The sequence below is a fragment of the Idiomarina sp. D18 genome (assembly GCF_057748155.1).
Genome location: NZ_CM173240.1, coordinates 790,267 through 805,792, shown reverse-complemented (window position 1 = coordinate 805,792; position 15,526 = coordinate 790,267). Strand labels below are relative to the sequence as shown.

Below are 15,526 nucleotides of genomic sequence, written 5' to 3'. Positions count from 1 at the left end.
AAAGCCGGCTTAACAGCCGGCTTCTTAATTCGTGTCAATTACATGCTAGCTTAGTCCAATAAAGAAGCCTGCAATGGCTGCACTCATCATATTAGCGAGCGTTGCCGCCAATAAAGCGCGCATACCTAATCGTGCGATATCGTGACGTCGACTCGGAGCCATACCACCGAGACCACCAAGCAAAATAGCAATCGATGAGAAATTAGCAAAACCGCACAGAACAAAGGTAATGATAACTTGCGAATGCTCACTCAACTGATCTTTGTAATTAACGAAATCAAGGTAAGCAACAAATTCATTGATCACCAGCTTTTGTCCGATAAAACTACCGGCCAGCTGTGCTTCATCCCAGCTCACGCCTAAAACATAGGCGACTGGCTGAAATACATAACCAAATATTTCTTGTAAAGTCAGCTCGGGATAACCAAACCAGCCACCGACCCAGCCAAATATACCGTTTACCAGTGCAATTAGTGCCACAAACGCCAGCAACATAGCCCCGACGTTCATCGCTAGTTGTAGACCGCTTGAAGCTCCTGTTGCCGCCGCATCAATCACGTTAGCCGATTGATCATCAACCTCGACTTCGGTCAGGTCATTGCGTGGTTTTTCCGTTTCCGGAATCATCATCTTGGCCATTAAAAAACCGGCGGGAGCAGCCATAAAGCTCGCAGCAATCAAATACTTCAGCTCTACCCCCACACCGGCATAACCCGCTAATACAGAACCCGATACAGAAGACATGCCCCCGACCATCACAGCAAATAACTCTGAACGCGTCATCGTACCGATAAATGGCCGCACCATCATCGGCGCTTCAGTCTGGCCAACAAAAATATTTGCTGCAGCAGACATCGATTCGGGACGGCTGGTATTAAGCAAGCGTTGCAACCCGCCGCCTAAAATTTTAATAACCCACTTCATAATGCCTAAATAGTAAAGCACCGAAATAAGCGATGAGAAGAAAACAATGACACTCAATACTTGAATCGCGAAAACAAAACCAAAGTCTTCACTGGCAAGCGAGCCAAATAGAAAGTTAATGCCCGCTCCAGTGTAGCCAATCACTGTCGAAACGCCTTGGGCAAAGCCAAATAACATTTCTCGTCCGACCGGTACATACAGTACAAAACAAGCAAGTAAAAGTTGAATCGAAAATGCGCCAATAACCGTGCGCCAGCGAATGGCTCTGCGGTTAGTGGACAATAAGAAAGCAACGAAGAAAATAACGGCAATGCCAAGTAAACTATTCATAAAGGACCGTGAGTTATTCAGCCAGCAGCTGGCGTATTTTTGTTTTTATTATATCAATCGCAATTTCGTTTCGCCCGCCTCGGGTTACTACGAGATCAGCATACTGCTTGGAAGGAAATATATGGTCGAAGAAGGCTGGACGAACATATTTTTCATATTGTTCTGTGACCGATTGCAAATTGCGACCACGCTCTTCGATATCGCGCTTAATACGGCGCAGTAAGCAAATATCAAGAGGCGTATCCATGAATACCGAGATATCGAACTCTTCTCTTAAAGAAGGATCTGTCAGGAGTAAAATGCCCTCAACCATAATGACTTTCGCCGGGGCTACAGGAATACTCTCAGGCAGTCGCGTGTGAGTGGTATGACTATATTGCGGCATTTCGACGGCTTTGCCATCACGCAGATCGCGAATATGCTGCTTTAGTAAGTCATGTTCAAATGCAGACGGTTGATCATAGTTCGTCAACACGCGCTGCTCCATCGTCATGTGGCTTTGGTCTCTGTAGTATGCATCTTCGGCTAAAATCGCAATGCCGTCACTACCTAACTCTGCAACCAGTTCCTGATAAACTGTCGATGCAAAAAGACTCTTACCCGAGGCCGATGCCCCCGCAATAGCAATAACTGTCGTTTTACTCACAACCCTGTCATTTCCTTGTAACCTCTCTGACCGCGCGCAATTATCCTTGATTCCACCGCTAATTAAAACCCTTGCATTAAAATCCATCTTGTCTAATTTAGTTACAATTTTTAAACATCTAAAGCTACATAGTTCATTTAACGCTGTTTAATATAGTGATGTAACATACAACAATTAGGATGACACAACATGAAAATGGTAAAAACGCTCACGGCGATGGCCGTTGCATCCGTATTGCTGGGGGGCTGTCAAGCGACCTCTGCTGAACGTGAAAACACACAAACAGTTGCTGTACAACAGCAAAACCTACCTCAAGTTGATATCAATTACGAGACATTTACGCTCGATAATGGTTTAACCGTTGTCGTTCATGAAGACCGAAAAGCCCCGATCGTTGCTGTCAACGTATGGTATTCCGTCGGCTCGAAAGACGAAAAAGTAGGCAAGACGGGTTTTGCTCATCTGTTTGAGCACTTAATGTTCAACGGTTCTGAAAACTATGATGACGAGTATTTCGGTCCGTTTGAACGTGCTGGCGCGACCGAGATGAACGGCACCACCAATAACGATCGCACTAACTATTTTGAGAATGTACCGACCCCAGCCTTAGATATGGCACTGTGGATGGAATCCGATCGCATGGGTCACCTACTCGGCGCTATTACACAGGATAAGCTAGATGAGCAGCGCGGTGTGGTGCAGAACGAAAAACGCCAAGGTGAAGCACAACCTTATGGTCGGGTTTGGGGCTATTTGGCTGAACAAACCTTTCCAGAAGGCCACCCTTATTCATGGTCTGTCATTGGCTCTATGGAAGATTTGAATGCAGCAAGCTTGGATGACGTCCACCAGTGGTTTAAAGATTACTACGGCGCAGCCAATGCGGTTGTTGTATTAGCGGGTGATATCGATGTCGAGACCGCTAAAGCAAAAATGCAAAAATACTTTGGTGACATTGCACCGGGTAAAGCGATTAAGAAGACGGAGCAATGGATCGCTAAACGTGATGAAAGCAAACGCGCTGTGATGGAGGATAACGTCCCGTCATCACGTATTTACAAGGTGTGGAACACCCCACCGATGGGAACAGAAGACTCTGAATACCTATCACTACTTTCAGATATCCTTGCCGGCGGTAAAAACTCACGTTTGTATCAACGCCTCGTTTATGATGAGCAGATCGCGACCAGTGTATCTAGCTTCCAATATGCGCGTGACGTTGCAGGCCAATTTATGGTGATTGCAGACGCCAAGCAAGGTGTTGAGCTTGAACGCATCGAAAGCATCATTAACGAAGAGTTGAACAAGCTACTCGCCGATGGACCGACTCAAGAGGAACTTAATCGCACACGCTTTTCAACCATGGCATCTTTCGTTCGCCAAGCTGAGAAAGTGGGTGGTTTTGGCGGTAAGTCCGATATCCTTGCGTCAGGCGCAGTGTATCACGGCAATCCTGGCTTTTACGCCCAAGAAATGGACTGGGTTGAGAGTGCCTCGACGGCGGATCTCAAAACCACAGCTAATAAATGGTTAAGCAGCGGTGACTTTACCCTATTTGTGGAGCCACAACCTGACTATACTGCTGGCGAGAGCATGAGTGATCGCAGTCAGTTACCGGATGTGGGTGACCTACCACAACTTGAACTACCTGAGCTTCAGCAATTCACTTTATCAAATGGGCTTGAAGTCTACTTAACCGAGCGCCACGACACACCAACCGTAGAGCTTTCTTTGAGCTTTGATGCCGGTTATGCCGCGGATGCAGGTAAAAAGTCGGGTACCGCGAGCTTTGCGATGGATATGCTCAACGAAGGCACTGAAAACTACTCATCGATGGAGCTTGCCGCGCGTCTAGAGAGTTTAGGTACGCAATTATCAACACGTGCGGGGTTAGATACGTCAACCATTTCGCTAGATACGCTCACCGTTAATTTGGGCGAGAGCCTGAACCTCATGGATGAGGTATTACAACGCCCAACCTTTGCTGAGGATGAGATCGAGCGTAAACGCGCTAACTGGATCGAAAATATTCGCAAGGAACAGGCGCGTCCACAATCGCAAGCGCTACGCGTTTTACCAGGCTTAATGTTCGACGAAAACCATGCATATAGTCAGCCGCTAACGGGGTCAGGCACGATTGACTCAATTAAAGCGTTAACGCGCGACGATTTAGTGTCATACGTAGATACTTGGTTACGTCCAGACAATGCAAAATTGGTTATCGTTGGCGATACCACTGAGGCTGAAATCAAGCCTTTGCTTGAGAAGGCATTCAGCGAGTGGCAAGCACCGACAACCGCGGTACCGACTAAACAACTTGATACGCCAGCGCCTCGCTCAGAATCGCGTGTATTCTTGATTGATCAGCCAGGTACACCACAGTCGTTGATTATTGCAGGTCAGTTAGCGCCTTCTGGCACTTCTGCAAAAGCGGATTTGATTGACGTGACCAACACCATTTTAGGTGGCTCATTTACAAGCCGTCTTAATATGAACCTGCGTGAAGACAAAGGTTGGTCTTATGGTGCTCGTTCAATCTGGTTAGACTCTGAGGGCCCTGGTTTGTTAATCGCATTAGCACCTGTGCAAATCGATAAAACAACCGAATCGATTGAAGAGATCCTCAAAGAGTACAATCAGTACGAAGGTGATAAACCGGCCACTGAAGATGAACTCAAGAAAGTGATTGCTAATAAAACGGCTAAGCTTCCTGGCGCCTATGAAACAAAAAGTGCGTTAATGAGTGCACTCACCGAAACCTTGAACAAAGGTAAAACGATTGAGTATTTAGAAGCTTACCCAAGCCGAGTTTCGGCCATCACGCTTGACCAAGTTCAGAGCGAAGCGAAGGATTTACTGCGCCCTGAAGCATTAACATGGGTTATCGTAGGTGATCTCGATGTTATCGAAGATAAGGTTCGTGAAATGAACCTAGGCGAAGTCACCATTTTGAAAGAAACAAAATAACGACTGCGTTAACCTTAAAAAGGGCTGCGAATGCAGCCCTTTTTTATATCCGTACTAAATAATATGATTTCCTAATACGAGAATCTGACAAACAATGACTCCCACAGTCAGCATTAAACGCATAGGATAATATCGTGACTGGCTGGTCATGGTTGTTCCACGCGCCAGCTTGCGCTCAAAAAATAGTACTAAAGCGAAGCCAACGATTTGCAGTAACAGCGACCAAAATATTGTGTTGAGTAATAAGGTTAGCCAAGCGAGTAAAGCAAAAACATTGCTTGTAATTATTAACCCTTGGGTTGATTCAGTGTCCGCTCGATGAAGCGCCCGACCCCATAATATGCCGGATAAAAAACTCAATATAACCGCCCCATAAGAAACCAACGCAGGTAATGGGTTACCAATCAAAGGCAATTCGATCGCCATCAAACTTGATAATGATAACCCGAGAAACGGAAGCAAACCGCCGAAGCCGAGTAGATAGATCCATTTTGTTTTTACTGATGTCATGATCACGTCCAATTTATTGTTTTTTTCGTATACCCAAAGTACGTCATATCATATGTAAAGTTCAATTCATGGAAGCAAAACATCAAACAGGATTAGTCTGGTTTAACCTCGATCTGCGACTCATTGATAACTTAACCCTGATCCGTGCTGCAGAGCAGTGCCAACAGTTGGTATGTTGTTTCGTCATTGATGAGAGCTGGTTTAAAGGAAACCGATATGGCCTCAACGGCATCAGTCAACCGCGTTGGCGGTATATACAACAGGCGATCGCTGACTTAGCCGCCTCGTTACAGCAACACGGTCAACAACTGATTATTCGTAAAGGCCAGCCGACGACCGAAATATCAACGCTCATCAGCACCTTAGAAGTCGATGCGGTTTATTGTAGCGATGACCCAGGCGTATACGAGCGGCGCCGCTGGGATACTTTAGTAAAGCGTTTCCCCTACATTACTTTTGAGCGCGTAAGTAACCACACACTATTAACCGAGCGCGAGCTCGATTTCCCATTAGAGGAATTACCGGCAACCTATTCCGCGTTTCGCAAGCGCTTTGAGCCGCTCGCCGAGACCTTTCCCAGCGGCCAAGCACTATCACAATTAAAAGCTTTACCGCCAATGCCCCGACGTACCATCGCTTCAGAGCACACACCATTTGTCGAACCCAGCGGCTACTTACAAGGTGGGGAACTCGCCGCGCACGAACACCTAACCCAATACTTCAAGTCTTCAGCGCCGAGTCATTATAAGGAAACGCGCAACGCGCTTGATAATTTCGCGGACTCAACCAAACTCTCCGCGGCATTAGCCCTTGGCAATATATCACCTCGTCAGGTCATTGATGCCTTGAGAAACTACGAAGCGACCCAAGGTGCCAATGAATCCACCTATTGGATTGTCTTCGAGCTTATGTGGCGTGAGTATTTCCATTGGTATTTGCGTCGTTTCCAAGAAAAAGTGTTTAAATTCAGTGGCATCCAAGATAAAAAACCTGCGACAAGCTTTTATCCTCAGCGTTTTGCTGCTTGGTGTAAGGGTCAGACCCCCTATCCTATCGTAAATGCCTGCATGCACCAGCTTAACCAAACAGGTTACATGTCGAACAGAGGACGCCAATTGGTCGCAAGCTGTCTTATTCATGAGCTACAGCTAGATTGGCGTTACGGCGCGGCTTATTTTGAACAACAGCTAATCGATTACGATGTGGCTTCAAACTGGGGCAACTGGCAATACCTAGCGGGCGTAGGCGCTGATCCCCGAGGCTCAAGGCGATTTAACCTCGATAAGCAAACGCAAACCTACGATCCCAATGGTGAGTTTATTAAGCGCTGGCATGGCGAGCAAGCTGTCTCAAAAATCGACTTCACCGATGCGGCGGACTGGCCTCTAAGCTGATGGCAATAAACGTTGTTTGGTTTAAAAGGGACCTCAGGCTAAGCGACCATGAACCGCTCAAAGCCGCTATTTCAACCGGACGCCCCACGCTACTCTGGTTTAATTTTGAACCTTGGTTAGTGAATGACCCGCACTACGATGAGCGCCATTGGCGCTTTATCGTCGAATCAATTCGTGACATTAATCGCAAGCTAAAAGCATACAATACTCAAATTTACGTCACCTATGGCGATACGGTTGAACAACTTCAAATTTGGCATCAACAGTTTTCTATCGAAAGCCTTTATAGTCATCAGGAAGTTGGTCTACTAAATACATTCGACCGCGACAAACAGGTCGCCAGCTGGTGTCGCCAGCACCACGTAAATTGGTTCGAATCTCCTACTGGGGCTGTGCAGCGAGGTCTTAATAGCCGCCAACAATGGCAAAAACATTGGTATGAGACCATGAAAGCGCCACTGGCAACACCTGACCTTGCGCGCATTCAGCCAGTTAAAGCAGTGAGTGTTGACTATCGCACGCTACCTAAATCTTGGTTCGAACGTCGTCCGTCGTTTCAATACGGAGGCCCCGCCGCAGCGTGGGCTACTTTAAACAGCTTTCTTGAGCAACGCGGCCGAGCTTATCATTACAGTATTTCTCAACCCATTCGCGCCCAGCACCACTGTAGCCGTTTATCCCCCTATTTAGCATGGGGTAATCTCAGCTTACGCGAATGTTATCAAGCGACTGTCGATAAGCGCCGTGAAACAGGATGGCAACGGCCACTCAATGCGTTCTTATCGCGCCTCCACTGGCACTGTCATTTCATTCAAAAATTCGAATCCGAAACGGCGATGCAACATGCACCGCTTAACCGTGCTTACGAAAACTATCCTTACCGCTCGGATACCCAGGTCGAGCAACACCTTAAGGCTTGGCAACAAGGAAAAACGGGCTACCCCATGGTCGATGCGGCAATGCGCTGCCTGCTCCAAACCGGCTATATTAATTTTCGCATGCGCGCGCTGTTAGTGAGCTTTTTATGTCACTATCTTCATATTCACTGGCAGTATGCAACAACTCACCTTGCCGCGCTATTTCTTGATTTTGAGCCTGGCATACATTATCCACAGATTCAGATGCAAGCCGGTATCATCGGCACCAACACCATACGAATGTACAACCCCGAAAAACAGGCGATAGAAAAGGATCCGACCGGGGCATACATTGATCAATGGGTGCCAGAGCTTGCCGAACTGCCACTTGAGATAAAGCATGCGCCGTATCGAATAACGCCGATGGAAGCACAGATGTACGGGTTTAAATTAGGTGAGGATTATCCTTCGCCGATCGTCGACGTTGACGACTATCGCCCGATCGCACGCGATACACTGTATCGCATCAAAAAAAGTGTCGCGGGAACAAAAGAAGCACAGCGCATTTTAAAACGACACGTCGTATCGCGTTAGTTTAGTTTAATGATGTCTGGCGACGGCCGGCCAATATAGTAGCCTTGCAAAAACTCGATTTGTTGTTCAGTCAAGTAGCCATTGACCTGCTCAGTTTCAACAAACTCAGCGACCATCGGTATTTTCAGCTCACGACATATACTAATCATACCATTTAATATACTCGCGCTACTTGCATCCTCGAGAATGTTCTTAATAATACTGCCGTCGATCTTCAGGTAATCGGGCCTCAGTTGAATTAAGCGCGAAAAATTTGAGTAACCAACCCCGAAGTCATCAATCGCGATTTCAGCCCCTAGTGAACGCACGCGACGAGTAAACTCATCAACCATCGAGAAGTCCTCAGTGGACTCCGTTTCAGTGATTTCGAAAATTAACTTAGACTCAGGATAAGCTTCGAGTTGGTCAGTAATAAATGCGACCGTTTCGGGGTTCAAAATATCCTCAATCGATACATTGACCGATATTTGAACATCGTGTTGTGCGGACTGAACAACGGCTTGCTCAACCACTCGACGAGTAATTTCTGGATAATAGCGTGTCGTTTTCGCTTTATCGAGAAAAAACCCTGGCGGAATATCTTGTTCGCCATCGCGCATCCTAACTAAGGCTTCATAATAGTCAGGACGCTGCCCGCTGCTGCTTCTTATCGGTTGATAGTAATTAATAAAACGATTGTTTCTAATCGCCGATTGTATTTTGGGTAACCAGTTAATCGAGTTTTTAGCACAAAATTCACGCTCATGTACAACGTGTATTCGCTGTCCGGAGAAGACTGTTTTTGCTCTCGCTAGAGCACTTTCAGCGAGCTGGAGAAGTTTTCCTTTGCCCACGCCCATCCCAATTGCGATATCGAGCGCTACATTAGCGCCATTAACTTCAATGTGATGAGCGATAATATGTGCATAAAATCGCTGGAGTTGTTGTTCGAATAATGCGGGGACCATTCTAAATGAAGGTGCTAAAGCAAACTTATCGCCATACAACCGATAAATATTGATATGTCGTTCGTTAAAAAATGACTTACAGATCTCGCTAAAATTCATGAGTAAGCGATCACCAAATTCCAAACCGTAAAAATCGGCGTAACTACGGAATTTACGAATATCAATAATCGCGACCGTCTGTGTGTTCACACGCTTAATATCAGCGAGTAGATCGACTCGTGTGGGTAGTCCAGTTGTTTGATCAAAACGTGACTCGTTCAAGAGTTCGTCTAAAAACACCTCCCTTGAGATGTCTTGAAGCACCAACACTTGCTCCTGCAAGCACTGATTATCATCGTACAGCGGTACGAAGATAGCTTTAAACCAGTCAGCTCGGCGACTACCGAGGTTTAACTTCACAGTCCCCTGCCAATGGCTATGTTGGGTGACCGTGTAATCGAATTGATCGAGTAACTGGCTGCGCAAATCAGCATGCAACAGTTTACTGAGCGGCATACCCAGAGCAATTGTTTGTTGGCTATCGAGTTGTTTGAGGGCGTCGCTGAACCAAATAACTTGTCCCGCACTATTTACTCGAACACACAGCGATGCGCTTTCCATAGCATTCATCAATTGTTCAAGTATCTTACAATCTCTCACACTGGCTTTTCCTTGTACGGCTTCTTTTTATTATTATTTAACGACCATAGCATTGTTCCAACAAGCTGTTAATCTGCAATTCTTCAGAGTTCATCGCTGATTTTAATCTATAAGTCAGGCTGCACTCCCAACAACTTGTCTTCGACCGCGCTGTTTGGCAAGCAAGAGCGCTCTATCGGCTCTATCAATCGCGGAAACCGCATGCTCACTAGGGTGACAATCAACGACCCCGAAACTACAAGTTACAGGCTCATCCAGCCCATCAATAGTAAGCTGACTGATACCAGCACACAAGCGTTTGGCTATGACCTGAGCCTCAGAAAACTCCGTCGCTGGAAACATTAACATGAACTCATCGCCGCCAAAGCGCCCCATAATATCATTTTCTCTCAACAACTGACTGACATAATTCGTGACTGACACGAGCACGCGATCGCCCAGAATGTGTCCGTGCCGGTCATTGATTTGCTTGAAAAAATCAAAATCAAAAATCACTAAACAACAGGTTGAGTTTGGGGTACTGCGTTGCAACTCTGCTTCCAAGCGCTGAATAAAATGTCCACGCGAAGCCGCCTTTGTTAGACCATCGCGAGCGACGCGTTGTGCCAGTTGTGCGTTTTGTGTCATCAAGGTAGGAATCGTCAATGCAAACCAGACACAGCCCGCGGTCGTAATCATCGCAAACTGATACACAAGAGCGAAGTCAATCACGTGTAACTGCGAGACCAAAAACGCCAATACCGTGCTAAAGATAGCTAAAATAAACACGGTGGTGAGCTGACTGGTGGTCGTTGCTATCCATAAGAAAGGTAAAATGATAAAAAACACAGTAAACGAGGCTTCTATGCGCTGAGAATGATGTACCAACGTAAGTGAAATCAATAAAAGCCCCAACACGAGAGCTAATCGGGAAACAAATTTTTTCCAATTAATCGCCGTCAAACTAAAATTGAGTTCACCTAACTCTAACTGCACTTGATGATACCGCCAAGAAACGATAGCAATAAACACCGGGGCCAATACAATAATCCCCGCCATATCACCTATCCACCAAGGTAACCATGACAGCCACGGCTGCGCCTGAGTCATTAACCCGCCTTCCCAGATCGCCAAAATGCCAAAAAATGAAGTTAACATCGAACTGAGCGCGGCAACCATAAGAAAGATCAAAACTGTGCGTGCGAAACCATTAATACCATTCCGCCGGTATTCATTACGCACAATATAAGCGCCTAACCCAAGCGGAATCGTGTGAGCGAGTACGAAAAGCAAACTCGAGTTGAACCAACCCGTGACCGTTAGCGGCTCATTATAGATTTGAGCGATCCACGCGGTACTGACGAAGCCTGCCACCGCAATAGGAAAAACAGCACGCCAGCCAAGCACGAGTAAAGCAGCGAATGACAAACCTGCCGGCGGAAACCAAATACTGGCATGGGGTGCAAACTCGAGTAAAACAGATGCACGCCACAAGCCAAGCCACACCATAACCAGTACAATATTACGCACTGTTGAATTCATATAAGACCGTTATTCTTTTTATTTTAACAGTTAGATTACTTTATCTTCTACGATACGCCAATTAGTTTAGAACGATAACTGACAAGTGAAACTGGTTTCCGATAAATCAAAGCTCACCATCACGCCTAACTGCTGTGCAATGTTACCCACAATAGATAACCCGAGTCCTGTGCCCTCAATATCGAGGTGCCCGCCACGGTAAAAACGCTCGTCAACGCGCTCAATATCCAAAGCTGTATTAGGGGCGATGGTGTTAGATATGGTTAATGTTTGTGCTCGTTGCTGTAACGTGATGATGCTATTCTCTGCACCGTATTTAATCGCGTTGTCGATTAAATTGCTTAAAAGAATATCTAAAAGTGCCGCATCACTATAAATCTGTTGGGTGTCATCCAAGCTTAACTCGAAATTCTGTCCACGCTGCTCGGCTTTGTCGTACCACTGAGCAACGATCTCTCGTACTCGCGTTGCCAGTTTTATTGGCACTTCCTTTTTAAGGTCTCTTTCAGTACGGGAGAGTAACAGCAAGTTATCAATAAGCCGGGCAAGTTGATTGACCGATAGCATCAGTGACTCAAGTGATTCCTTTTGCGTCGACGTTGATGTATCAATCAGGTTCTGAATGCGTATTTTTAAATTAGCAACAGGTGTTCTAAGCTCGTGCGCTGCATCTGAAGAAAACCGCTTTTCGCGCGTGAAGGACTGCTCTACTCGAGTTAGATAGTGATTAAGTGAACGACTTATAACCGCGACCTCTTCCGTGTCATCAAAACCACTCAATTGTTCATAGTTGTCACTCGGTTTAGAACGAATCGTTCTCGCTAGACGCTGAAAACTGGCAAAGTTAAAGTTTACACTCCACCACCCTAACCAGATGATGACTGGCAGCATGAGTAAAATAGGGACCAGAGTATCGATAGTCAGATCCCCGCGCAGTTCAGCGCGAAAATCATCTTCTTGCAAAACGAGCATTCGCAGACCATTTTTCAGGTTGGTCGCACCAAACACATACCAGTGCGACTCGCCCTGCTGAAGTTCCGAAATACCCTCGGTATACTGAATGCGATCTGAATCAAGCCAGTCGCGGCTTGAGTAAATGATATCGCCATCCATCGTCTCTAAACGAATGGCCAATTTTTGCTCGTAATCCTGAAGCCAATCAGGCGTGTGGTAAATTAGCTCAGCATCAGATTCCACAGCATCAACGCGATCGCTGATATCACCGAGTTCAAATTGGCTGATTAAAGCGTTCATTGTGTGAGCTTGCTGAATCAATTCAGCATCAAACAGTTCGTCAACTTCATGGCTCACCTCAAAATAGATCCACAAAGCCGATACGCTACTACCAAATAAATAGACGACAGACACCGTTAAAAGTATACGGCGTCGTATCGACTTTAACTTACTAAAAAAACGCGCTAGCCTTTGCATTTTAATCGGTAACCGACTCCCCTAATGGTCTCGATCAATTCTCTTTGACCGAGCTTTTTCCGCAAGTTGTGGACATGAACTTCCAGTGCATTGCTCTCCACGACATGCGTATCTGAGCTCAACAATGCCTCCAGTTTATCACGAGGATGAACTTTCATAGGCTGCATGACAAATAGTTGAAGCAATTCGAACTCTTTGCGCGATAAAGTCAGTTCCTTTTCATTGATTAAAGCCTCCCGGCTTGATGTATCGATGGTAATAGGACCACACACGATGCGTGAAGACGAATAACCACTTCGCCGACGCAATAGGGCTCGCAACCTAGCGGCTAACTCGTTCACATCAAAGGGTTTAGTCATGAAGTCATCGGCACCCGCATCTAGTAAATTTATGACATCACTGGTTTGATCTCGCGCAGTAAGCACTAGAATAGGTATATCGAATCCTTTCTTTCTAATACTCTGTAGCACGCGCTCGCCCTCAATATCGGGTAAGCCTAAATCAAGAATTGCCACATCAAAATCGTGATGGTTGATGCTGGATATCGCTGCAGCGCCCGTGCGCACCCAAGTGACCATAAACTGCCGTTGAGACAACCCTATCTCAACGGCTTGCCCCAATGTCTGGTTGTCCTCGACCAGTAATAATTGCATGTGTTATCCCTAACGTTATTATAGTTTCTTATTAATTTTATCGATTAATGCGCGCACCTCAGCGCGCCGTCTTTCGTCTGCAAGCGGTCGCTCTGGACGCGGCTCAGCAGCAAGCGCTTGTTGCGCATAGGTCAGTGCCTGCTTGTATTTATCTTGCTCGTAAAGATAGTCGGCGTAGAAATAGTTACTATCGATACCTTTCGGATTAATTTCCAGTGCTTTTTTAAGTAACTTTTCAGCCTCGTCATCATCACCAAAACCAAACGGCCAACCTGGCACTTTATAGTAAAGGGTTCCGAGGCTTGCGTAGGCAGACCCCGATAGCGCATTGGGATCAATATCAAGTGCTTTTTCTAAGCTGGCTTTTGCCTCTTTCGCCAATCCAAGAGCACCTAGCCCGCCCACAGCGCCAGCCTCTGTACTCTTAATAATCCCCAACCAGATGTGGGCCTCCGCGTTATTAGGTTCAGCATCAACCCACGCCTGCGCCTCTTTAGCGAGCGATTCAAATGCATCTTCTTGTGCATCATCGGTAAGCGTATAATTTACTTCCGCCCAGCGATGTTGTATGTCCAACAACTTAGTTTGTGCTAACACCTGTGAGCTTGCAAGTAGCAGCGCCCCGGTTAGCGCAGAATAAACGACCTTTTTCATGACAATCACTCCTTAATTAGTGATTTTAACTTACGATTAATCTTGAACATTTCACCATCGAGCCAGCTCGGTTTGATGCCATTAAGCACCGCAAACAATTTCTCAGGAAATCCAATAAGCCGACTCACTTGGCCCTTTTCAATTTGTTGAATAATTTGTTGCGCTACGTTTGGTGGTTCATCTTCATGGGTTTTAGTTTGTGCATTTAACGCCTGCATTAAGGGTCCGTTGAAGCCTGTTTTTATAGCTCGAGGACCGACATACATTACGCGCACAAGCGTATCTGATAATTCGCGCCTCAGTGCTTCGGTAAAGCCTTTAAGACCAAACTTACTTGCGCAATACAGTGTTTGCCCGGGAAAACCAATACTGCCAAAAACTGAACCGACGTTAAGAATGAAGCTTGCGCGGTGTTTCAATTCTGGTAACAACTCATTGATTAGCAAAATTGGAGCGAGTAGATTCGTCGCTAACATCGCCTCGGCATGCTCGGCTTGTTGCGATAGCATCCCCTCAGCAGCCATACCAGCATTATTGATTAACCCTGTTACAGGTAAAGTCGTTGCTTGCGCACGCGCATGGGCTACCACTCTCTGGCGTTGCTCTGGTTGCGTAATATCAGCGACCAGATAGTCTTGCTCCAGACGTTTGGCAAACGCTTTTAGTGCTTGCTCATTGCGTCCGATAAGCGTTAGCCGCGCGCCGAGCGCTGAAAGTTGCTCAGCTAACGCTTGACCGAGCCCACCGGTTGCTCCGGTGAGCACAATGTGTTGTGCGTTCCAGTCAATACGCATGGCTCATTCTCCAGCCAAAGAAGGTATTGCTCGGAACATTTCGCCATACAGATGATACACACTACGCGCTGTTCGAATAACGGCTTGCTGCGCATCCACATCGGTGAGCTGGTTCATCAAGTCCTCAAAAAACTTGACATGGTCTTGATCCAAGTCGCCATGTGAGAGCAAATAACTAAAGGCACTATTAGGTAATTCAAGACGTTCTTTCACTTTATGTGCCGCTTGTGTCGCGAGTTGTACGCTAGTTCCCTCTAACACATGTGCCATACCGAAAAAGGCAGCGGGATGATAGCGTTGCATATGGTCATAAACAACGGACACCATGGCATCGGTCGTCCAGTGTGGCTCGGCATTTTTCACCCGCTCGGGATCCGCGCCTGTTGCCTTTAAATCGTTCAAGATCCAACGCTCGTGACCATATTCCTCGTCTACGTACTCAACAACCGCTTTACGTAACCACTCTAACGAGGGCGGTAGCAGACTCCCCGCGCGCATGAGTAACGGTACCGTATGTTTCACATGATGATAGGCTTGCCCTAAAAAGGACTGATACCGCTCGCGCGTAATATCACCTGCAAACGTATCTTTGATCACAGGCGCATCGAGTAATAATGCTCGTTCAGTTTGTGTTTGCTCGCACAACGTATCGAAAAATGTCATGG

The 15,526-nt window shown here is 46.4% G+C and carries 13 protein-coding genes; 3 read left to right on the top strand and 10 right to left on the bottom strand.

What is annotated here, in order from left to right; all coding sequences use genetic code 11:
* Nucleotides 1-45: 45 nt before the first annotated feature.
* Nucleotides 46-1,254, bottom strand: a complete 1,209-nt coding sequence (locus AC3AP5_RS03845) for a NupC/NupG family nucleoside CNT transporter (RefSeq protein WP_006955551.1) — start codon at nucleotides 1,252-1,254, stop codon at nucleotides 46-48.
* A gap of 13 nt (nucleotides 1,255-1,267) precedes the next feature.
* Nucleotides 1,268-1,900 (bottom strand): uridine kinase, encoded by a 633-nt coding sequence (udk, locus tag AC3AP5_RS03840; protein ID WP_006955552.1) that lies wholly within the window; start codon nucleotides 1,898-1,900, stop codon nucleotides 1,268-1,270.
* Nucleotides 1,901-2,089: 189 nt separating this feature from the next.
* Between udk and AC3AP5_RS03835 the strand changes: the two genes are divergently transcribed.
* Nucleotides 2,090-4,867, top strand: a complete 2,778-nt coding sequence (locus AC3AP5_RS03835; protein WP_487327041.1) for a M16 family metallopeptidase — start codon at nucleotides 2,090-2,092, stop codon at nucleotides 4,865-4,867.
* A 54-nt stretch (nucleotides 4,868-4,921) separates the two neighbouring features.
* Here the strand turns inward: AC3AP5_RS03835 and AC3AP5_RS03830 are convergent, their stop codons facing one another.
* Nucleotides 4,922-5,377, bottom strand: coding sequence for a DUF3429 domain-containing protein (locus AC3AP5_RS03830; RefSeq protein WP_006955554.1), 456 nt, complete (start codon nucleotides 5,375-5,377; stop codon nucleotides 4,922-4,924).
* 68 nt (nucleotides 5,378-5,445) lie between these two features.
* Here AC3AP5_RS03830 and AC3AP5_RS03825 point away from each other — a divergent pair, with 68 nt between their 5' ends.
* On the top strand, nucleotides 5,446-6,771 hold the full coding sequence (locus AC3AP5_RS03825) for a DASH family cryptochrome (RefSeq protein ID WP_487327040.1): 1,326 nt from the start codon (nucleotides 5,446-5,448) through the stop codon (nucleotides 6,769-6,771).
* Nucleotides 6,771-8,222, top strand: coding sequence for an FAD-binding domain-containing protein (locus tag AC3AP5_RS03820; protein ID WP_487327039.1), 1,452 nt, complete (start codon nucleotides 6,771-6,773; stop codon nucleotides 8,220-8,222). Before AC3AP5_RS03825 ends, AC3AP5_RS03820 begins: the two co-directional genes overlap by 1 nt.
* Here the strand turns inward: AC3AP5_RS03820 and AC3AP5_RS03815 are convergent.
* From AC3AP5_RS03815 to AC3AP5_RS03785, 7 genes are all read right to left on the bottom strand, one after another.
* Nucleotides 8,219-9,808, bottom strand: a complete 1,590-nt coding sequence (locus AC3AP5_RS03815) for an EAL domain-containing protein (RefSeq protein WP_487327038.1) — start codon at nucleotides 9,806-9,808, stop codon at nucleotides 8,219-8,221. The two genes, AC3AP5_RS03820 and AC3AP5_RS03815, sit on opposite strands and share 4 nt — an antisense overlap.
* Nucleotides 9,809-9,922: 114 nt before the next feature.
* The gene (locus AC3AP5_RS03810; RefSeq protein WP_487327037.1) at nucleotides 9,923-11,329 is read right to left on the bottom strand and encodes a GGDEF domain-containing protein; all 1,407 of its coding nucleotides are present in this window, start codon (nucleotides 11,327-11,329) and stop codon (nucleotides 9,923-9,925) included.
* A 66-nt stretch (nucleotides 11,330-11,395) separates the two neighbouring features.
* Nucleotides 11,396-12,760, bottom strand: coding sequence for a histidine kinase dimerization/phospho-acceptor domain-containing protein (locus tag AC3AP5_RS03805; protein ID WP_006955559.1), 1,365 nt, complete (start codon nucleotides 12,758-12,760; stop codon nucleotides 11,396-11,398).
* Nucleotides 12,748-13,413: a response regulator transcription factor gene (locus AC3AP5_RS03800; protein WP_006955560.1), complete on the bottom strand. Its 666-nt coding sequence runs from the start codon at nucleotides 13,411-13,413 to the stop codon at nucleotides 12,748-12,750. Before AC3AP5_RS03800 ends, AC3AP5_RS03805 begins: the two co-directional genes overlap by 13 nt.
* An 18-nt stretch (nucleotides 13,414-13,431) precedes the next feature.
* The gene (locus AC3AP5_RS03795; protein ID WP_006955562.1) at nucleotides 13,432-14,067 is read right to left on the bottom strand and encodes a tetratricopeptide repeat protein; all 636 of its coding nucleotides are present in this window, start codon (nucleotides 14,065-14,067) and stop codon (nucleotides 13,432-13,434) included.
* A 5-nt stretch (nucleotides 14,068-14,072) separates the two neighbouring features.
* Entirely contained in the window at nucleotides 14,073-14,861 is a 789-nt protein-coding gene (locus AC3AP5_RS03790) for an SDR family oxidoreductase (protein ID WP_487327036.1), read from the bottom strand.
* 3 nt (nucleotides 14,862-14,864) lie between these two features.
* On the bottom strand, nucleotides 14,865-15,524 hold the full coding sequence (locus tag AC3AP5_RS03785) for an iron-containing redox enzyme family protein (RefSeq protein WP_006955566.1): 660 nt from the start codon (nucleotides 15,522-15,524) through the stop codon (nucleotides 14,865-14,867).
* Nucleotides 15,525-15,526: the final 2 nt, after the last annotated feature.

Excerpts from the sequence above, each read along its gene's own strand:
- AC3AP5_RS03810 (WP_487327037.1), bottom strand. The coding sequence starts at position 11,329 with ATGAATTCAACAGTGCGTAATATTGTACTGGTTATGGTGTGGCTTGGC.
- AC3AP5_RS03805 (WP_006955559.1), bottom strand. The coding sequence starts at position 12,760 with ATGCAAAGGCTAGCGCGTTTTTTTAGTAAGTTAAAGTCGATACGACGC.
- AC3AP5_RS03785 (WP_006955566.1), bottom strand. The coding sequence starts at position 15,524 with ATGACATTTTTCGATACGTTGTGCGAGCAAACACAAACTGAACGAGCA.
- AC3AP5_RS03835 (WP_487327041.1), top strand. The coding sequence starts at position 2,090 with ATGAAAATGGTAAAAACGCTCACGGCGATGGCCGTTGCATCCGTATTG.
- AC3AP5_RS03790 (WP_487327036.1), bottom strand. The coding sequence starts at position 14,861 with ATGCGTATTGACTGGAACGCACAACACATTGTGCTCACCGGAGCAACC.
- AC3AP5_RS03825 (WP_487327040.1), top strand. The coding sequence starts at position 5,446 with ATGGAAGCAAAACATCAAACAGGATTAGTCTGGTTTAACCTCGATCTG.
- AC3AP5_RS03820 (WP_487327039.1), top strand. The coding sequence starts at position 6,771 with ATGGCAATAAACGTTGTTTGGTTTAAAAGGGACCTCAGGCTAAGCGAC.
- AC3AP5_RS03845 (WP_006955551.1), bottom strand. The coding sequence starts at position 1,254 with ATGAATAGTTTACTTGGCATTGCCGTTATTTTCTTCGTTGCTTTCTTA.
- AC3AP5_RS03800 (WP_006955560.1), bottom strand. The coding sequence starts at position 13,413 with ATGCAATTATTACTGGTCGAGGACAACCAGACATTGGGGCAAGCCGTT.
- AC3AP5_RS03830 (WP_006955554.1), bottom strand. The coding sequence starts at position 5,377 with ATGACATCAGTAAAAACAAAATGGATCTATCTACTCGGCTTCGGCGGT.
- AC3AP5_RS03795 (WP_006955562.1), bottom strand. The coding sequence starts at position 14,067 with ATGAAAAAGGTCGTTTATTCTGCGCTAACCGGGGCGCTGCTACTTGCA.